16 protein-coding genes are annotated in these 19,356 nt (G+C 64.9%); 4 read left to right on the top strand and 12 right to left on the bottom strand.

The features are described 5' to 3' along the window. Positions 1-36: 36 nt before the first annotated feature. The 6 genes from L8F45_RS30365 to L8F45_RS30340 form a co-directional block, all read right to left on the bottom strand. Positions 37-1,623 carry an ABC transporter substrate-binding protein gene (locus L8F45_RS30365; RefSeq protein WP_342364224.1) on the bottom strand — a complete coding sequence of 529 codons (1,587 nt, stop codon included), beginning with the start codon at positions 1,621-1,623 and terminating at the stop codon, positions 37-39. Between the two features lie 127 nt (positions 1,624-1,750). After that, positions 1,751-2,464, bottom strand: coding sequence for an SDR family NAD(P)-dependent oxidoreductase (locus tag L8F45_RS30360; RefSeq protein WP_342364223.1), 714 nt, complete (start codon positions 2,462-2,464; stop codon positions 1,751-1,753). A 5-nt stretch (positions 2,465-2,469) separates the two neighbouring features. After that, positions 2,470-3,621, bottom strand: coding sequence for an NAD(P)/FAD-dependent oxidoreductase (locus L8F45_RS30355; RefSeq protein ID WP_342364222.1), 1,152 nt, complete (start codon positions 3,619-3,621; stop codon positions 2,470-2,472). A 145-nt stretch (positions 3,622-3,766) separates the two neighbouring features. Next, complete coding sequence (locus L8F45_RS30350; RefSeq protein WP_342364221.1) at positions 3,767-4,195, bottom strand: RidA family protein; 429 nt, start codon at positions 4,193-4,195, stop codon at positions 3,767-3,769. Between the two features lie 24 nt (positions 4,196-4,219). Further along, a complete protein-coding gene (locus tag L8F45_RS30345; protein WP_342364220.1) occupies positions 4,220-5,065 on the bottom strand; it encodes a PfkB family carbohydrate kinase in 846 nt (281 codons plus the stop codon). Positions 5,066-5,083: 18 nt separating this feature from the next. Continuing rightward, the gene (locus L8F45_RS30340) at positions 5,084-6,097 is read right to left on the bottom strand and encodes an SIS domain-containing protein (RefSeq protein ID WP_342364219.1); all 1,014 of its coding nucleotides are present in this window, start codon (positions 6,095-6,097) and stop codon (positions 5,084-5,086) included. Between the two features lie 181 nt (positions 6,098-6,278). On the opposite strand from L8F45_RS30340, the gene L8F45_RS30335 reads away from it, so the two are divergent. Then, complete coding sequence (locus L8F45_RS30335) at positions 6,279-7,037, top strand: GntR family transcriptional regulator (protein WP_342364218.1); 759 nt, start codon at positions 6,279-6,281, stop codon at positions 7,035-7,037. A 209-nt stretch (positions 7,038-7,246) separates the two neighbouring features. Here L8F45_RS30335 and L8F45_RS30330 read toward each other — a convergent pair whose 3' ends face one another. From L8F45_RS30330 to L8F45_RS30315, 4 genes are all read right to left on the bottom strand, one after another. Then, a complete protein-coding gene (locus L8F45_RS30330; RefSeq protein ID WP_342364217.1) occupies positions 7,247-8,488 on the bottom strand; it encodes a Gfo/Idh/MocA family protein in 1,242 nt (413 codons plus the stop codon). A 191-nt stretch (positions 8,489-8,679) separates the two neighbouring features. Next, the gene (locus L8F45_RS30325; RefSeq protein WP_342364216.1) at positions 8,680-9,549 is read right to left on the bottom strand and encodes an ABC transporter permease; all 870 of its coding nucleotides are present in this window, start codon (positions 9,547-9,549) and stop codon (positions 8,680-8,682) included. Continuing rightward, a complete protein-coding gene (locus L8F45_RS30320) occupies positions 9,546-10,487 on the bottom strand; it encodes an ABC transporter permease (protein WP_342364407.1) in 942 nt (313 codons plus the stop codon). Before L8F45_RS30320 ends, L8F45_RS30325 begins: the two co-directional genes overlap by 4 nt. Before the next feature lie 229 nt (positions 10,488-10,716). Further along, positions 10,717-12,234, bottom strand: coding sequence for an ABC transporter substrate-binding protein (locus L8F45_RS30315; protein WP_342364406.1), 1,518 nt, complete (start codon positions 12,232-12,234; stop codon positions 10,717-10,719). A gap of 121 nt (positions 12,235-12,355) precedes the next feature. Between L8F45_RS30315 and L8F45_RS30310 the strand changes: the two genes are divergently transcribed. Genes L8F45_RS30310 through L8F45_RS30300 form a run of 3 tightly spaced genes read left to right on the top strand, consistent with a single transcriptional unit; the run spans position 12,356 to position 16,861 of the window. Further along, a complete protein-coding gene (locus L8F45_RS30310) occupies positions 12,356-13,633 on the top strand; it encodes an ROK family transcriptional regulator (protein ID WP_342364405.1) in 1,278 nt (425 codons plus the stop codon). Positions 13,634-13,649: 16 nt separating this feature from the next. Further along, positions 13,650-15,242: a gamma-glutamyltransferase gene (gene ggt / locus L8F45_RS30305; protein WP_425330076.1), complete on the top strand. Its 1,593-nt coding sequence runs from the start codon at positions 13,650-13,652 to the stop codon at positions 15,240-15,242. A gap of 20 nt (positions 15,243-15,262) precedes the next feature. Next, a complete protein-coding gene (locus tag L8F45_RS30300; RefSeq protein ID WP_342364403.1) occupies positions 15,263-16,861 on the top strand; it encodes an ABC transporter ATP-binding protein in 1,599 nt (532 codons plus the stop codon). On the opposite strand, the gene L8F45_RS30295 is transcribed toward L8F45_RS30300, so the two are convergent. Both L8F45_RS30295 and L8F45_RS30290 read right to left on the bottom strand, forming a co-directional pair. Further along, entirely contained in the window at positions 16,858-17,586 is a 729-nt protein-coding gene (locus tag L8F45_RS30295) for an ABC transporter ATP-binding protein (protein WP_342364402.1), read from the bottom strand. The two genes, L8F45_RS30300 and L8F45_RS30295, sit on opposite strands and share 4 nt — an antisense overlap. Further along, a complete protein-coding gene (locus L8F45_RS30290; protein WP_342364413.1) occupies positions 17,583-19,355 on the bottom strand; it encodes a branched-chain amino acid ABC transporter ATP-binding protein/permease in 1,773 nt (590 codons plus the stop codon). The genes L8F45_RS30295 and L8F45_RS30290 overlap by 4 nt, the downstream gene beginning before the upstream one ends. Position 19,356 lies beyond the last annotated feature (1 nt).

Below are 19,356 nucleotides of genomic sequence, written 5' to 3'. Positions count from 1 at the left end.
AATCTAACCTTGCACCATCGCGCGCAAGCAAACGCATCATTTCGTGAAGCGCGTCGTCTCCAGAACCGGCGGGCCGAGATTGAGCGAAGCCTTCAGCTCATAGCCGAGATCAAGGCTGTCCTTGTAGGCCCAGAGCTGCAGCATCTCGTTCACGGGGATGGCGCAAACCTCCTTGATGATCTTCTCCTGCGCCGTCTTCCACAAAGCGAGCTGCTTCGCCTTGTCAGGCTCGGCGCGCGCCTCGTCGATCTCCTTGTCCGCGACATTGCAGTGCGAGAAATTCGTCACCGCGGTTGGCGTCTTCACGATCGAACGCGAATGAAAGAACTGCGTGAGATAAACGTCGGCGACGGGGAAACGCGCCGCCTGGAAATGCACGAACTGCGACAGGTCCTGCCGGATCTGCTGATGGAACGTGGCGTGCTCCACCGGCTGGATCTCCAGCGTGATGCCGGCGCGCTTCAACTGCGCCTGCACCGCCTCGGTGAAGCTCAGCATCGACGGCAGCGTGGTGTTGATCGCCTTGATCGTCACGCCATTGGGGAAGCCTGCCTCCTTCAGCAGCTCCTTCGACTTGGCGAGATCATAGTTCAGCAGCGGCGCCTTCTCGTCCGTGCCGGTATAGCCCGACGGCACCACCGAAACGGCGGGACGCGAGATATTCTTGCCGCGGAACTGCCAGATCGCGTTACGGTCGATCGCATGCGCGATCGCTTGCCGGACCTTGATATTGTCGAGCGGCGGCTGGCTCATATTGAGCGAGATCATCGACATTTCAGCCGGCCCCATCGGCACGACCTTCACGCCCGGCGTCGCCGTCATGCGATCGACCCAGGCCTGCTCCTGCCGGCCGAGGATCATGTCGACTTCACCCGCCTGGAAGGCGAGATCGCGCGAGGAATCCGAGGGGATGAAGCGATAGACGATTTCCGTCAGCTTAGGCTTGCCGCGGAAATAGTCGGGATTGGCGACGACCTTCGCATATTGCTGCGGCACATATTCCGAGAACATGAAGGGGCCGGTGCCGATGGGCTTCTTGGCGAAGCCGTCATTGCCCATCTGGTCCACGGCCTTCTTACAGACCATGTTGCCGCCGTGATAATTCATCACGATGCCAAGCAGGCTCGGGATCACCTGCTTCAGCGTGATCTTGACCGTGTATTTATCCGGCGCCTCGATCGAATCGATCGCGGTGTAATCAGACGAGAAGGCCGACGTTTCCTTCGTCGCTGCGCGCTTCAGCGAGAACACCGCGTCTTCGGAGGTGAATTCGCCGAAGCCGTGATGGCACTGCACGCCCTTGCGCAGGTTGAAGGTCCAGGTCTTGCCGTCGGGCGAAGACGTCCAGCTTTCGGCGAGATCGGGCTCGATGAAATCGGGCGACAATTCGCCGGGCTTGATGCGCACGAGACCGTTGAACATCCATTGCAGCATCGCCTTTCCCGGCGTGCCGGAATTCAGATGCGGGTCGAGCACGCCGGCGTCGGAGCTCTGCATGCCGACATTGAGCACCGTCTTCTGCGCGAAGGACGGCGTCGCGACGAAGGCCGCGGCCATGGACAGCGCGGCGGCGAGCGAAACGCGCCTCGCCCCCTTCAGTAGTTCACCAGATTGACGCGCCATCGGACTCCTCCCCTCGAACGCTTGCCAACTCATCGTGTGACGCAAGTCCCCGCAAATGCAAGCCGGGGACCATCGCGAAAACAGCATGATCGGTCGTCCCGACCAGTTCCAGTTTCCGGAATTCCTCTCACAGCATGTCTTCCAGCCGGCAGTTCACCAGCAGCTCCGCCACGGCCGCATTGTTCGGCAGCGCAACAACGGTCGCGATCAGCCGCGCGAGATCGTCAGGCTGGGTCATGGCCTCGCGGCCGATGGCGGTCGTCCCAGCGGTCATGTCGGTCGGCACGAAGGACGGGCAGACGGCTGTCGCGCGCACGCCCTTGTCCCAGGCGATGCGCCGCGCCGCATGGGTCAGCGCGACGACCGCGAACTTCGTCATGTTGTAGGCGACATGGTCGTTGCGCACGCGCTTGCCGGACATGGACGCGACATTGACGATGCGCCCTGAACCGCTCTGTTCGAGATGCGGCAGCGCGCAATGGATAAGGTTCAGCGGCCCCTTGCAGTTGGTCGCCCACATCGCATCGAGTTCGTTCTCATCGGGCGCGCGCAGCGTCATCGAGCTGCGCATCCCGGCATTGTTGATGAGCCCGTCGATGCGGCCGAAGCGCGCCGCCGCAGCGTCGATCCAGGCGCGATGGGTCACCCAGTTTGCGGCGTCATAGCGCGCGAGATGAACGCGCTCCTGCGCCCAGCCTTCGCTGATGCGCGCCAGCGCCGCCTGATCGCGCGCGCCGAGGCTCAGCGTATAGCCTTCGGCGTAAAGCATGTCCGCGACAGCGCGGCCGATGCCGCGATTGGCGCCAGACACGAGAATGACGCGGCCTTTGGGATCGAGCATCGTCATCACCCGTGGAGCGTAAGCGCGGCCGGCGCGGCTGTATCGCGAAAGCGATCAAGCCGGAAGGGCGCGAGATCGAAACGCGGCTGACGACCGAGAGCGAGATCGCAAAGGATTTCGCCAGTCACAGGCCCGATGCCGAAGCCGTGGCCGGAGAAGCCCGCCGCGACGACAAGCCCCTCGACGCCGGTGCGCGCGTCGATCGCCGGCAGCGCATCGGGCGTGAGATCGATGAGGCCGCCCCAGACGCGGTTCACGCCCGTCTCGCCGAGCACCGGCAGCACGCGCGTCGTCAGATCGATCAGGCGGCGCACGTCCGCGGCGGATGGCTGGAGCTGATCCGCCGTCCATGTCGGCACGGCGTGCGGCCATTCGCCGATTCCCGTGGTGACGCGAAAGCGGCCGTCGATTTCCTGGCGGCCGGCGCAGTCGGCGTTGGCGACGCCGAACACCTGCGCAAATCGCGTTTCGACCGGCACGGTCTGCAGCACGCAGACGATGCGGATATGCAGCGGCAGCGAGAGGCCGACGCCGCCGAGCAGCTCCGGCGCATGTACGCCGGTCGCAACGATGACGCGATCGGCATGGATCGGACCGTGATCGGTTTCGACGCCGGTCACCGCGCCGTTTGTCGTGATAAGACTGAGCGCGCGGACGCCCTCGCGAATCTCGGCGCCATGACGCCGCGCCGCTTCGGCGAACGCCGTCACCGCAGCCACGGGATCGGCGTGCCCATCGGTCGGACAGAACGACGCCGCGAGAATGTCTGCTGCCACCGCGGGCGCGATTTCGCGGATGGCGGCGTTGTCAGCGAGATAATCGAGCTCCAGGCCCTTCGCGCGCTGCTCATCGACGAGCGCGCGGATCACATCGGTTTCCTCAGGCGTGCGCGCGAGGCGGAGATTGCCGCCGCGGCGATAGCCGGTTGGCGCGCCAAGCTCCTCATCGAGCCCCGCCCAGCGTTCGACGGCTGCAAGCGCCAGCGGCAGTTCGGCGGGATCGCGTCCTGACTGCCTGACGCCGCCGAGCGTCCAGCCCGACGCCATGGCGGCGAGCTTGCGCTTCTCGATCAACGTGACGGAATGGCCGGCGCGCGCGATCTCGTAAGCCGCGGCGGCGCCGGTGATTCCGCCGCCGATGATGATGACGTCAGGCATGCGCGCTCCTCATAAGATCACGCCGCACTTTGATTGAAAAATCAAAGTGCGGGAACGTGATCGGTTCTAAAGACTCAGAGCATGGCTCCTTGCGAAAAACCGGTTCCCACTTTTTCGCGCCATGCTCTGGCGCGCAGACTGTAGCTCAGGAAAGGTCGACGCGGACGCGCTTTTCCGGCTCGCTCGCGTTGCGCCTCTTGTAGGCCGTGACCTCGAACTCGACTTTCAGCTCGGGCTGGCCGAGCGGCGTGCAGGTGGTGGTGTTGGCGGGATCAATGCCGCGGAATTTCGCGCCAACGATTTCGCCGACCGCCGCCATGTCGGCGATATCTGGCACGAACACCTTGATCGCGACCACATCCTTCAGCGAGGCGTCGACCGCGGCGAGCGCGCCCTCGATGTTGCGGAACGCCTGCTCGGCCTGGCCGCGCGCATCAGGCGCGATCTCGCGCGTCTTGTAATTGCGGCCGGCGGTGTTGGAGACGAAGATCATGTCGCCGGCGACAACGACGCGCGAATAGCTGTTGAGATCTTCGAACTTGCTGCCGGACTTGACCTTGATGATCTCGCTCATCTCTTCTCTCCTTCTGCAAATTGTTCACGACCGCGCGACAGATGTCGCGGACTCACTTGCGGACCACGGCCTGCCATGACCGAATGCGCCCTGCTGGCCGCAGACCTCGGCCGCATATTCGGCGCCGGCGCGCAGAGCCTGTTCGAGCGGCGCGCCTGATAGACTCTTCACGAGAAAACCCGCGATGAATCCATCGCCGGCGCCGAGCGTATCGACGACATCGGCGGGAACGATGGGCTGCGCGATGATGCGACCATGTCCGATCGCAATGGCGCCGCGCTCACCTCTGGTGATCACGACGATCTCCGGCCCCTTCGCGGCGCTGGCGCGCAGCAGCGCCTCGCATTCGGCGTCGTTCATTTTCGGCGAGGAGAGAAACGCGATGTCGAGAGGCGGCAGATCGCGCGCGAGGATCGCATCTGTCCAGCGCTCGGAGAAATCGAAGGAGAGGCGAGGCGCCGCCGCCTTGATCTTCGCAAGCGTCGGTTCGTCAAGCTCGCTGTAGATGCTGGTGTGGGTAAGATCGAATCCGGCGATATACGCGAAATCCGCTGGCTCCCAGCGATAATCCGCGCGCACGCCGGGATGCGATCCGATGAAATAGCGGTCGCCATTGCGATGACCGATGCGCGCCCGCGCATTGTCGCCGGCGCGGCGACGGCAGCGCGTGAGATCGATTTTTTCCGCCGTCAGCGCCGCATGCAGAATGTCGCCTGCTTCATCTCCGCCGAGACAGCCGAGATAACCTGCTTCAGCGCCAAGCCTGGCCGAGAGTACCGCGACATTGACCGCGTTGCCGCCCGGAAACTGGAGGCCCTGATCGACATAGGTGTCGACCGTGTTGTCGCCGAGGCCGAGCAGTTTCACCACCGGAGCCTCCGCGCCCGATCAGTAGGCGACTTTCCACATATAGCGTCGCGTCGTCAGCGGCTGATTGTGCAGCACCGAGAGATGCGCCGCCATGCGCTTCAACGCCGCCTGCAGCACATAGGGCGCAACGATCGGGCGAATCGCTTCGTCGACTCCGGTCATGGCGAAGTCTTTTGAATCATAAGCCATCACGCGTTCGGCGTAGGTGGCGCAGAAGCGTTCGACGCGCTCCATCAGCGGGCGGCTGGGGTCCTCGCCCTTGATCAGGATCAGCGGCGTCTGGCGATCGACGATCTCGAACGGGCCGTGGAAGAATTCGGCCGCTTCGATCGGATAGGAATGCAGCCAGAGCATCTCCATGAGGATGCAGACGCCGAACACATAGGCCGTGGTGAATCCGGGGCCGGAGGCGACGTGATAGAACGACCTGTCATTGCGATAGGCGCGCGAATCAGACGCGGCGCGATCCTCGTTGGCGACGGCGGCGTCGGCGATCGCGCCCGGCAGCGCGTCGAGCGACGAGAGCAGCTTGTCGGCGAGCGGCCAACCGTCCTTCTCCGCCATCACGCCGCCGACCAGCGCCTGCATCAGCATGAACATGGCGGTGAAGGATTCGCTGGTCTCGCCGACCGTGAAGCACTGCTTCACGCTGCGCGCGAGCGGCTTGTCCTCCCACTGGCTGAAGGCGATGACGCGGCAGGGCTTGTCCTTCAGGAACTCCGCGGCGGCCACAGTCTCCGGCGTCGTGCCCGACTTCGAGGCGAGCAGCACGAGCGTGCGCTTGTCGAGGCGCGGCGAATTCTGCGCCATGAACTCGGCGGGAAAGGCGCGGCGGACCTCGATCGTCGGGCTGTAGTGCTCGATCCAGTATTTGATGCCGAGCATGGCGCGGTTCGCCGAGCCGGCGGCGACCATATAGATACGGTCGATCTCGCCAGCGAGTTCGCGGCCGAGCGCCATGGCCCGCGGCAAGGAGGCGCGGGTGCGGTCGAGATCGCTGATGATCTTTGAGGGATCGTAGCTGATCGACATCGGGCGCCTCCTCCAATTCCTGATCTGGTATATACCAGTTTGAGGCCAGAGGCTGTCAAGCGGCGAAACCCGCGGAGCGCGCAAATGCATGGCGGGCGGGTAAGATGTGCAAATTCCTCTGGGAAGGCCGCCACCTTTTCCGGGAGCTGGGTTATATACCGAGAAAGGAAAGACCGACGGCATGGCCGCTGCCACCCCAACCGCCCTGGCGAAACCTGCCGGCAAGCCGGTCTATGTCGCGATCCAGGACTATATCCTGGAGCTGATCAGCGGCCCCGATTTCTCGGCCGGCGACCGCGTGCCGTCCGAACGGGCGCTGGCCGAACAGCTTGGCGCCAACCGCATGACGGTGCGCAAGGCGATCGACAAGCTGGTCGAGCGCGGCGTGCTCGAACGCAATGGCACCAGCGGCACGCGCATTCCGCTGCCGCGCGTGGCGCGACCGATCGATGTGCGCTCCTCGCTCGGCATCACCCGCATCATCCATAGCGGCGGCGCCGCGCCCGGCAACAAGCTGCTGCATTTCGGCCAGTCGGCCGCCAACGACAAGGTGGCGGAGCGATTGAAGCTGCCTGTCGGCGCGGAGCTCGTGATGTTCCGGCGGCTGTGGACCGTGAACGACACGCCGTTCTGCATCGAGACGAGTTATCTCCCGGCCGAGCGCTTTCCCGATCTCGTCGCCGAAGACCTTGTCGCCGGACAGTCGCTCTATGGATTGCTGCAGGAGCGCTATGGCGTCGCGGCGCATGTGGCCGATCGCGAAATCAGCGTCGGCGCCTGCACCGATCTCGAAGCGAAACTGCTCGGGATGAAACCCGCGTCGTCAGCGCTCGTGCTACGCCTCGTCGCCAACGATGCGGCGGGAAAGCCGGTCGAATATATGAAGTCGGTCAACCACCCTCAGCTCGTGGTCTTCCGCACCTCGGCGTCGCCGGCGTGAGTTCAAGAATATCCGCGGTGTTCTGAAGCGTGACGAGATTAGAGCGCTTCTCGTTTGGTGATGATCAAGCGCGGCGTCATGGCCGCGCTTGTCGCGGCCATCCATGTCTTTCTTTCAACAGCAGAAGACGTGGATGCGCGGAACAAGTCCGCGCATGACCGCTTCTCCCATGAAAACTCCAAAACGAAACGCTCTAATCTCATCATACTTCACGCCGGCCGCGCCACGGGCGGCACATAATCGTCGAGATTCTCATCAGCGAAATTCACCGTGCGGCCCAATTCCGCCGAACGATAGAGCGCCATCAGCATATGCACGACGGCGACGCCATCGCTGAAACTTTCGTCGGGCATGCGGCCATGGCGGAACGCCTCGACGAAATGCCTGTTCTCGATGGTGTAGCCATAGATCGCGGCTTCATCCTCCAGCACCGGCATCAGGCCCTGTTCGGCGTTCTGCTTTTCGACGAGATCCTCGCCGCTCGCGCCGGTGACGGCGCGCGACAGGAAGATCTTGAGCCCGGTGTTGAGCGAGGAGAACTCCATCGCATATTCCGGCCCCAAAAGTTCAAGCGTGATGCGAAGGCCCGGCCCGACATAGGCCCATGACGTCGTCGCCTCGATCATGAGTTGCTGGCCGTCCGCGTCTTCAAGCGTGATGAGGCCACGCGCGAAATCCTCGGCCGGACGTTTGGCGTAGTCGACCTCGCGGCCCATGCTCGCCTTCAACTTCTCGACATAGGCGGGCCGGCTCCATTTCAGCGTCGCGACCGTCGCATTCGCGCTGATGAGCTTCAGCGCATCGCGCTTTTCACCAGGCGCGGTCAGAAGAAACCGCGCCACCTCGACGCTGTGGCACATCATGTCGGAGAGCACGCCGCCGCCCTGCTTCTCGCCCTGCCAGAACCAGGGCTCATGCGGGCCGCTATGCTCCTCCGCCGCGCGCGCAATATAGGGACGGCCCGTATTTGGCGCGGCGCGGCGCCAGATGATCTCACGGCCGCGCTGCACCGCCGTCGAGAACAACTGGTTTTCGAGATAGCCGTGCAGCAGGCCCGCATCTTCGACGAGCCGCAACATCTCGCGCGCTTCGCCCAGCGTGCGCGCCAGCGGCTTCTCGCAGGCGACGGCGCGCAGCGACGCGCGGCCAGCCTTCACCGCAGTGTGGATTTCGCGCATCGCGGCGACGCGCGTATGATTGGGATTGCAGAGCCAGATCGCGTCCACCTCGCCGGACGCCAGCATGGCGCCAAGCGAGGCGTAGGCCTTGCACTCCCCGAGATCGAGCGCCCGCGCCTTCGCGGCGAAGGCCTCTCGCCGCTCGCCGCGCGGGCTGTAGACGCCTGTGACCACCACATTGCGCACGCCGGTCAGCGCCTGCAGATGGAAATGCGCGATGAAGCCCGCCCCGACAAAACCGATGCGCAGGACGGGAAGCACGGAGCGGTTCATATCAGCCTCTTCAATGAAAGACGTGAGAGCTCGCAAAAGTCGCCGCAACTCTCTCCACCGTCATTCCGGGGCGGCGCGCAGCGCCGAGCCCGGAACCCAGGAAATTGTGCAAGCTGCACGATGGATCCCGGGCTCTCGCGTTCCGCGAGCCCCGGGATGACGGCGTAGGGATCGATCCCGAGCATTCGATATCAGTCGCGCGGATTGAGCACGTCGTTTAACGCGTCGCCCAGCATGTTGAAGCCGATCACCACGACCACGATCGCGAGGCCCGGCCAGATCGCCATCCACGGCGCCTCGACAAGAAACTGACGCGCGGCGTCGAGCATGCTGCCCCAGGAGGGATCGGGCGGCGCCTGCCCCAGACCAAGAAAGGCGAGGCTCGCTTCGGCGAGAACCGCAATCGCCGTGGTCAGCGTCGCCTGCACGACGATGGGCGGCAGGATGTTCGGCAAGACATGCGACGCCATGATTTTGGGATGCGACACGCCCAGCGAAATCGCGGCGCTGATGTAATCCTCTTCGCGCACCGCGAGCGTCTGGCCGCGCGCCAGCCTGACGAAGATCGGCACGGCGGAGACGCCGATCGCGATCATGGCGTTCTGCAGGCTCGGCCCCAGGAACGCCGCGAGCGCGATCGCCAGCACGAGAAACGGACAGGCAAGCAGCGCATCGGCAAGGCGCGAAATCACGATGTCGATGACGCCGCCGAAATAGCCGGCGATGAGTCCGAGCGGCGTCCCGATCACGAGCGCGATCGTCACCGAGAGGAAACCCGCCGCCAGTGAGGCGCGCGCGCCGAAAATCACGCGCGAGAGAATGTCGCGGCCGAGATCATCCGTGCCGAACAGATGCGCCAGGCCGGGCGCCTCGCGCACCGCCATCCAGTCCGACGCGTTGGGATCGTAAGGCGCAACCAGAGGCGCGAAGATCGCGATCAGCACGAACGCACCGACGATCAGCCCGCCGGCGATGGCCGCGGGCTCGCGCAGCAACCGGCGCCAGCCGACCTGACGGAGACGCGCGGCGGAAAAATCCGCGTCTGTCGCGACGTCGCTCATCCCCTGAGCCTCGGATTGAGCAGGGCGTAGGCGAGATCGGCGATCAGGCTCATGAGCAGGAAGAACGCGGCGGCGCACATCACCACGGCCTGCACCACGGCGTAATCGCGGCCGAACACGCCATCGACAATCATCTTGCCGAAGCCGGGAATGCCGAACACCTGTTCGGTCAACACGGCGCCGGAGAGAAGCTGGCCGAACTGCAGCGCGCCAAGAGTCACCACGGGAATAAGGCCGTTGCGCAGCGCATGGCGGATGACGACCTTGCGCTCGACAAGCCCCTTCGCGCGCGCGGTGCGCACGAAATCCTGCTTGAGCACCGTCAGCATCGAACTTCTGGTGTGGCGCATGATGATCGCGGCCGCCGCGGCGCCGAGCACGAAGCTCGGCATCGCCATGGTGCGGAGATTGCCGATCGGATCCTGAAAGAAGGGGACATAGCCGCCGGATGGCAGCCAGCCCAGCGTCACCGAAAAGAACAGGATCAGCATGATGCCGAGCCAGAAGCTCGGAATGGAGAGGCCAGCGAGGCCAAGCACGCTGACGAGATGATCCCAGATCGAGCCGCGGCGCAGCGCCGCCATGACGCCCGCGGGCACGCCGATGATGATCGCAATCAGCATCGACAGAGTCGCGAGTTCGATCGTCACCGGCAGCTTTTCCGCGATCATCGCTGCGATCGGCAGGCGGGTGCGCACCGAGGTTCCGAGATCGCCCTGCACGAACGCCGTCAGCCAGCGCGCATATTGCACCGGGATCGGCTGATCGAACTGATATTTCGCGCGCAGGAAGGCGATGACTTCAGGATTGCGCTCTTCGCCGGCGAGCGCGAGCGCGGGATCGCCCGGCAACAGCTTCTGCAGCGCGAACACAAGCAGAGACACCAGCAGAAGCGTCGGAATGGCGACGGCCAGGCGGCTGGCGAGAAAGCGGATCATTCCCTACCCTCGCCGCGCTGACAGCGCCTCGATTGAACTTGCGACAAGTGGAACGCTCGGCCTCCGCATAGGCGCCTCTCTCGCCGTCATGCGCGGATTTATTCCGCGCATCCACGTCTTATTCTCCGTTAAAGGCAAGACGTGGATGGCCGGAACAAGTCCGGCCATGACGAGCTGGAATTGCATGACGACGTTTGGCAGCGACTGCGCTTTCCAACGACATCATAAATCACTGCGCAGGCTTCACGCCTTTCAGGCGCAGCAGGCCATCGGGATAGACATTGATTCCCGCCACTGCGGCCCGCGCCGCGAAATACCAGTTCGGATGATAGAGCGGGATGCTTGGCAGATCGGTGAGATATATCGCCGTAGCCTTCTCATAGAGCGCCTTGCGCCTGGCGATGTCGCCTTCGGCGCGGGCCTGATTGAGCACGCCTTCAAGATCCTTGTTGCAGTATTTGTTGACGTTCTGGCCGCCGCCGCAGGAGAAGAAGGCGTAAAGCGTAGGATCAGGATCGCCGCGACCGCTCCAGTTGCCGATATACATCTCGAAATTGCCGGCGAGATAGCGCTCGATCGCGGTCGTGGTTTCGAGCGGCAAGAGCTTCACGTCGAAGCCCGCCTCCTTCGCCATCGACTGCACGATCTGCGCGACGCGCCCATCGGTGAGCGAGTTCTCATAGGTCAATTCAACCGGCACGGTCGTCGCGCCGGCAGCCGCGATGAGCTTCTTCGCCGCGGCGACATCGCGCGCCGGCGCCGGATTCGCCCTGGAATAGAAAGGATCGGACGGCGGAATCATCTGATTGTCGGCGGTGTATTCGCCATTGAAAGCGACGCGGTTGATGACGGCGCGATCGAGCGACAATTCAAACGCCTTGCGCAGGCTGGCGTTCTTGCCCATCGGCCCGTTCGCCTTCTCACCGACGCCGACATTGAACATGAGATGCGAGACCGCGAGGCCCGGCGCGCCATGCAGTTTCAGATTCTTGTCGTCGCGCACCGTCTTGAGATCGGTCGGCGCGATGCGTTCGGCGATCTGGAGATCGCCGGCGCGCACGCGCGACAGGCGCACGGTGGAGTCGGGGATGTAGTAGTAGGTGACGCTGTCATAGCCGTAGCTCGCCGCGTCCCAGTAATCCGAAAACTTCGTCAGGCGGATGAGGTCGCGCGCCTTGCGCTCGGCGAATTTGTACGGGCCGGCGCAGACGGGGTTGGCGGCGAAATCATCCCTCGCGCCGGCCTGTGGCGACACCATCATGCCGGCGCGATCGCTCAGCACCGAGAGGAGCGGCGCGAACGGCTCCTTCAGATTGAATTTCACCTCGTCGGCCGACACGGCATCGACGCTCGCGACCGGCGAAAGCTCGGCCTTGCGGCGCGAATCCTTCATCGTCAGCATGCGCTCGATGTTGAACTTGACGGCGGCGGCGTCGAAAGGCGCGCCATCGTGAAACTTCACGCCGCTGCGCAGCTTGAAGGTGATCGACTTCTGATCGGGCGCCCAGGCCCAGCTCGTCGCCAACTGCGGAACGATCGTGAGATCGGGCGCGATGTCGACGAGCTTGTCGCACATCGCCGCGAACACGAAGCGGCCGGTGTAGGTGGCGCTGACGGCGGGATCGAGCGCATCGGGGTCGTCCTGGATGCCGACGGTAAGATTGGCGTTCTGCGCGAGCGCCGCGCCTCCGCCTCCCAGCAAAGCCGCCGCGAGGGCGATCGAAGCGATGGACCGGCTGACCTGCATGACGTCCTCCCACGGCTCGCAAGCGAGGACGCAAGCATGCACGCGCGCATGTATTTGTAAAGCGGCCTGACGAAATACACTGCAAAAAGACGATGATCCGGATTCCGACACAGCGCTGGCGTTGACTTTCGGCGGATTTGCCATCCTATTAGTTCGGAAACCTGACGATTTAGGCTGCATGAACGACGCCACCCCTCCCGTTCCGCCCATGGCGCGCCAGATTTCGGTGCGGTCGGTGATCGAGGCCGTCCTCCATCGCGGGCCGGTGTCGCGGGCCGAGCTCGCCCGCATCACCGGCCTGTCCAAACAGACAATGTCCGAGGTCGTGCGCGCGCTCGAGGATAGCGGCTGGGTGAGGCCGCAGGGACAGACGCAGGGCGGGCTCGGCCGCAGCGCCGTCACCTACGAGATCGAGCGCAACGCCGCGTTCGTCATCGGCGTCGATCTCGGCGGCACCAAGATTCACGTCGCGCTCGCCAACATCGTTGGCGAGATCATCGCCGAGAGCGTCGAGCCGACTGATCCCGATGGCGGCATGAGCGTCGTCGCGCAGATCGCCGCGATGACGGATCGGCTGATGCGCGAAGCGAAGGCCGATCGCGCCGCGTTGCGCAGCGCGGCGCTCGGCAGCCCCGGCGTATTCGATGCGAAATCAGGCGCGATTTCGATGGCGCCGAATATTCCGCATCTCGACGAGATCGATGTCGCCGCAGCGCTGCGCCAACAACTTGGCTGTGACGTGCGCATCGAGAACGACGTCAATCTCGCCGCGAAAGGCGAGCATTGGCGCGGCTGCTGCGCCGGCCGGCAATCCTTCGCCTTCGTCGCGCTCGGCACCGGCGTCGGCATGGGGCTCGTCATCAATGGACAGATCGTCAGCGGCGCGCGCGGCGCAGCGGGCGAGATCGCCTATCTCCCGATCGGCGGCGATCCCTTCGACTCGCGCGGCATGCGCCATGGCGCGCTGGAGACGGCGATCGGCAGCGCGGCCATTCTCGACCGTTATCGCGCGCTTGGTGGCGACACGTTAGACGTGCGCGCCATGTTCGACCGGCTCGGCGAAGGCGATATCGCCGCCGCCGCGACGCTCGATGAAATCGCGCGCATTCTCTGCCACGCGCTGATGGCGATCCAGGCCATCGTCGACCCCGAACTGATCGTGCTCGGCGGCAGCATCGGCGCGCGCCCTGAGCTGATCGAGCGCCTGCGCGGCTTCATCGCGCGGCATCTGCCTTTGCCGCTCGCTGTCGAGTCCAGCGCGCTCGGCAGCCGCGCCGCCATCATCGGCGCCATCAACGTCGCCCTGACCGCGCTGCATGACAGCCTGTTCGGACTGGCAGGGCTGCAAACCGAATTCACCTTGCCCGCCTCCCCTGCGCCGTCGCAAGCAACGGCATAGTCAGAGTTCGCCCATGATGAACCGCACGCGGAATTTCCTTAGCCCCGGCCGTTCGGTCGCCGTCGCCGAGAACGGCATGGCCGCGACCTCGCATCCCGCCGCCACGCTCGCCGCGCTCGACATCCTGCGCGCCGGCGGCAACGCCATCGACGCCGCGATCGCGGCCGTGGCTCTGCAAGGCGTCGTTGATCCCCACATGACGGGAATTGGCGGCGACTGCTTCGTTCTCTTCGCGCCGCGCGGGCGCAAACCGCTCGTGGCGCTCAATGGCTCCGGCCGCGCGCCGGCCGCGGCGCATCTCGACTGGTTCCTCGAACGCGGGATCACCGCGCTTCCGGATCACTCGCCGCATGCGGTGACCGTGCCCGGCGCCGTCGACGCCTGGTGCCGGCTCTCGTCCGATCATGGGCGCAAGAGCATCGACGAAGTTCTGCAACCCGCGATCAAGGCGGCGGAAGGCGGCTTTGTCATTCATCCCCGCGTGTCTCATGACTGGGCGCGCTTCTCCGAGCGCGTCGGGCGCTACGCCGGCGCCTCCGTCTATCTCCCCGGCGGCGAGGTTCCGAAAGTCGGACAGCGGCTCACGCTGCCGGCGCTGGCGCGCACGCTGAAGCGCATCGGTCGCGAAGGGCGCGACGCCTTCTACAAAGGCGCGATCGCCGACGACATGGTGAAGACGTTGCGCGATCTCGGTGGCCTGCACACGCTTGACGATTTCGCCGCGCAGACTTGCGATTATGTCGAGCCGATCAGCGCGAACTATCGCGGCTACACGCTGCATGAATGCCCGCCGAACGGACAGGGCCTCGCCGCGCTGATCATCGCGCGCATTCTCGAAGGCTTCGATCTCGGCGCGAGCAATCTCAGTGAAGCCGATCGTATCCATCTCATGGCGGAAGCGACGAAAGCCGCCTATCGCAAGCGCGATCTCTTGGTCGCTGATCCCGCCTTCGCGCCGTTCGATGTATCGGAGGTTCTGTCCGACAGCGCGATTGGCGCCATGCGCAAGCCGATTTCGCTCGACAAGGCGCTGCCGCCGGAAACCTGGGACGGGCCGGTTCATCGCGACACGGTCTATGTAACCGTGGTCGATCGCGACCGCAACGCGGTGTCCTTCATCAATTCGCTGTTCAACGCGTTCGGCAGCGGCATCTATGCCGCGGAGTCAGGCGTGCTGCTACAGAATCGCGGCAGCGGCTTCAGATTCACGAAGGGCCATGCGAACGCCATCGCGCCGCGCAAGCGGCCGCTGCACACGATCATTCCCGGCCTCGTCACCAAGGGCGATCGCGCCGTGATGTCGTTTGGCGTCATGGGCGGCCAGTTCCAATCGACGGGCCATGCGCAGATCCTTTCCAACATCGTCGATCGCGGCGACAATCCGCAGTCGGCGTCGGATCGGCCGCGCAGCTTCATCGTTGATGGTGCGCTGTCGATCGAGCCTACGATTGACGCTGCGATCGCCGACGATCTCGCGAAGCGCGGCCATCGCGTCGTCAGGGCTGAAGCGCCGCATGGCGGCTGTCAGGCGATCTGGATCGATGAGGAGAATGGCGTGCTGCTTGGCGGCTCCGATCATCGCAAGGATGGCCTCGCGCTCGGCTACTGATCGCGCGCGGGAAGGCGGAGATGGACGCGCCGCTCGTCGCCATTCGCAATCTCAGCCTGACGCTGCCGCCGGGCTCTGATCGCAAGCTCGCGGTCTCCAGCGTCTCGTTCACCGTACAGCCGGGCGAAGTGCTATGCGTCGTCGGCGAATCCGGCTCGGGGAAATCGGTCTGCGCGCAGGCGCTCATGGGATTGCTCCCGCCCACGATCCGGCCGGCGAAGGGCGAAATCCTGTTCGAGGGGCGCGATCTCCTGAAGCTCGATCTCGCAAGCTGGCGCGCGCTGCGCGGCCAGCGCATCGCAATGATCTTTCAGGAGCCGATGACGGCGCTCAATCCCGTCATGCGCATTGGCGATCAGATCGCGGAAGTGTTCGAGGCGCATGATCTGCTGACGCTAGACGAACGTCGCGAGCGCGCCATCGCGCTCGCAGGCGAAGTCGGCCTGCCTGACCCCAAGCGCATCGTGCGCGCCTATCCCCATCAGATCTCGGGCGGGCAGCGGCAGCGCGCCATGATCGCCATGGCGCTGGCGCTCGAACCATCGCTGCTTGTTGCGGACGAGCCGACGACCGCGCTCGACGTCACGACGCAGGCGCAAATCTTGCGGCTCATCCGCGATCTCCAGAGACGGCGCAATATGAGCGTCGTCTTCATCACCCATGATTTCGGCGTGGTGCGCGAGATCGCCGATCGTGTCGTCGTTCTCCAGCGCGGCGAAATCGTCGAAGCCGGCGCGACGCGCGACGTGCTGCAACAGCCGCAGCACGCCTATACGAAGGCGCTGCTTGCCGCCGTTCCCTCGCTGACGCCGCCGGCGGCGCGCGATCTCGAAGCGGAAGATGTGAGCTGCGCGGTCTCCGGCCTCACCAAGACTTACGTCACGCGCACCGACTTCCTCGCGCCGCCACGCATCGTCGCCGCGGTGAGAGACGTGAGCTTCAGCATCAGGCGCGGCGAGACGCTCGGCCTTGTCGGCGAATCCGGCTCGGGGAAGTCGACAATCGCGCGGCTGGTGACGCGGCTTGTCGAGGCCGATCGCGGCGCGGTGACATTAGGCGATGTCGATCTGCTCGCCGCGCACGGCAGCGCGTTGCGTTCGGCGCGGCGAAAAATCCAGATGGTGTTTCAGGATCCGTTCGCGTCGCTCAATCCGCGCCGCAGGATTGGCATGAGCATCGCCGATGGCCCCATCGCCAACGGCGCGCCGCGCGCCGAGGCGAAAGCCAACGCGGCGCGGCTGCTCGAACTCGTCGGCCTCGATCCGCGCGCCGCTGATCGCTATCCCCATGAATTCTCCGGCGGACAACGGCAGCGCATCGGCATCGCCCGCGCGCTTGCGCTCGAACCCGACGTGCTCGTCGCCGACGAACCTGTTTCGGCGCTCGACGTCTCCGTGCAGAAGCAGGTGCTCGATCTTCTTGGTGAGCTGAAGAAGCGGCTGCGCCTCTCCATGCTCTTCATCACGCATGATCTTCATGTTGCCGCGCAGATCTGCGACCGCATCGCCGTGATGCATCGCGGCGAGATCGTCGAGATCGCGCCCGCAGCCCAATTGCTCAGCGCGCCGCAGCACGAATATACACAGCGGCTTCTCGCTGCGATTCCCGGTCGCGATTAGCTCGCCGCCCGCTCGCCTGCGCCGAAATAGATGTCGGCGATGCGCTCGTCCTTCGCGAGATCGCTCGCCGTTCCCTCCAGCGCGAAGCGGCCGAACTCCATGACATAGGCGTAGTCGGAAATCTTCAGCGCCGCGGCGGCGTTCTGCTCGACCAGGAGGATGGCGACGCCCTGATCGCGCAGGGCGACGACGATGTCGAGAATGTCGCGCACAATGCGCGGCGCGAGGCCAAGACTTGGCTCATCCAGCATCAGCACGCGCGGCCGCGCCATCAGCGCCCGTCCCATGGCGAGCATCTGCCGCTCACCGCCCGACAGCGTGCCCGCTTCCTGGCGTCGCCGTTCGCGCAGGCGCGGAAAGAGCGCAAACACCTTTTCAAGCGATTCGTTGCGCTGCTGCGCGGGGCGACGAAATCCGCCAAGCAGCAGATTGTCCTCGATCGACATCGCGCCGAAGAGCTCGCGCCGCTCCGGCACGAGCGAGAGCCCTTCTTCGACGCGTTGCTCGATCGGTCGCGATGCGACCGGCTTGTCGTCGATCCTGATCTCGCCAGCGCAGGGCAGCGCTCCCATGATCGCGTTGAGCAGGGTCGACTTGCCCGCGCCGTTCGCGCCGATGATCGAGACGATCGCGCCCGCCGGCACAGCGAACGACACATCGCGCACCGCTTCCACCTTGCCGTAACGGACCGATACGCCGCGCGCTTCGAGCAGCGGTGACGTCACGCGACGCCCCCGAGATAGGCCTCGACGACGGCCGGATTCGTGCGCACCTCGGCCGGCGCGCCCTCGGCGATCTTCACGCCGAAATCGAGCACAACGATATGATCGGTCAGCCCCATCAGAAATCCCATGTCATGCTCGACCAGCAGAATGCTGACGCCATGATCGCGCACGCTTCTGAGCAGCGCCGCGAGCTGCTCCTTCTCGAAATGCCTGAGGCCGGCGGCAGGCTCGTCGAGCAGCAACAGCACCGGGTCGAGACAGAGCGCGCGCGCGATCTCGACGATGCGCTGTCGCCCGAGCGAAAGACTCCCGGCCGGCGCATGCATGAGATCGGTCAGTCCGACGCGCTCGATCTGCCGCGCGGCCTCCCACGTCAGCCGCGTCTCCTCCTTGCGATCAAGCCGCAGCAGGCTCGACAGAAATCCTGCGCGCCCGCGCAGATGGGCGCCGAGCGCGACATTCTCCAGCACGCTCATGTCGGGCCGCAGCTTCACATGCTGGAAGGTGCGCGCCACGCCGAGCTCGGCGATGCGCCGCGTGTCGGCCCGGCCGATCGCCCGACCGAGAAACAACACGCCGCCAGCGCTGAGAGCGGTCACGCCCGTCACCAGATTGAATGTGGTGCTCTTGCCGGCGCCGTTCGGGCCGATGAGGCCGACGATCTCCCCCGCCTTCACGCCGAAGCTGACATCGTTCACGGCGACGAGGCCGCCGAACGCCTTGCGGACTTTCTCCACCGCGAGAATCGGTTCGCCGCGCTTGGGCAAACTGCGCGAAGGCAGGTCCGGCGCAGGCGCAGGCGGCTTCGCTGCGTGAACACCCACGGGAACAAGCCGGGCGAGGAACGGCCAGAGCCCTTCGCGCGCGAACTGCAGGAACAGCACGACGACGGCGCCGAACACGATCGTCTCGAAATTTCCCTGTGCGCCGAAAATATGCGGCGCGAGGCGCTGCAACACATCCTTCAGCGCGACGACGAAGCCTGCGCCAACGATGGCGCCCCAGACATGGCCCGGCCCGCCGATGACGGCCATGAAAAGATATTCGATGCCGGCGTTGACGCCGAAGGGCGTCGGATTCACGGCGCGCTGGAGATGCGCGTAGAGCCAGCCCGAGATCGCGGCGAGCGCCGCGGCATAGACGAAGACGAAAAGCTTCAACCGCCCCGCATCAGCGCCGAAAGCTTCGACGGCGGCCGCGCCGCCGCGCAGCGTGCGGATCGCGCGGCCGATGCGCGAATCCAGAAGATTCGTGGTGAGCGCGCCGGCCAGCAGAACGAACGTCCAGATGAGGAGATAGATCGCACGCCCGTCGATCAGGGGATAACCGAAGACAGAGATCGGCGGGATATTGCCGACGCCGTCATTGCGGCCAAGCAGATCAAGCTTGCCGAACAGGAAATAGAGACTGATGCCCCATGCGAGCGTGCCAAGCGGAAGATAATGTCCCGACAATCGCAGCGTGAGCAGGCCGAGCAGGAACGCCGCGGCGATGGTCAGCGCGATCGCGGCGACAAGCGCGAGCCATGGCGACAGCCCATAGGTCGTGGTCAGCACAGCCGTCGTATAGGCGCCGAAGCCGCAGAACGCCGCCTGCCCGAACGACGTCATTCCGCCGACGCCGGTGAGCAGGACGAGACCAATCGCGACGATCGCGCCAAGCCCGACATAGTTGAGCAGCGTGATCCAGAAAATCGGCACGCCGGGCGTCACCGGCAGGAGAGCGATGACGACAGCGAAGATCGTCAGCGTCAGCGCGCGCCGCGTCATC

This window comes from Terrirubrum flagellatum, from assembly GCF_022059845.1.
Lineage (GTDB): Bacteria > Pseudomonadota > Alphaproteobacteria > Rhizobiales > Beijerinckiaceae > Terrirubrum > Terrirubrum flagellatum.
The sequence above is the reverse complement of the archived record's forward strand: the minus strand, read 5'-3'. Positions and strand labels throughout refer to the sequence as shown.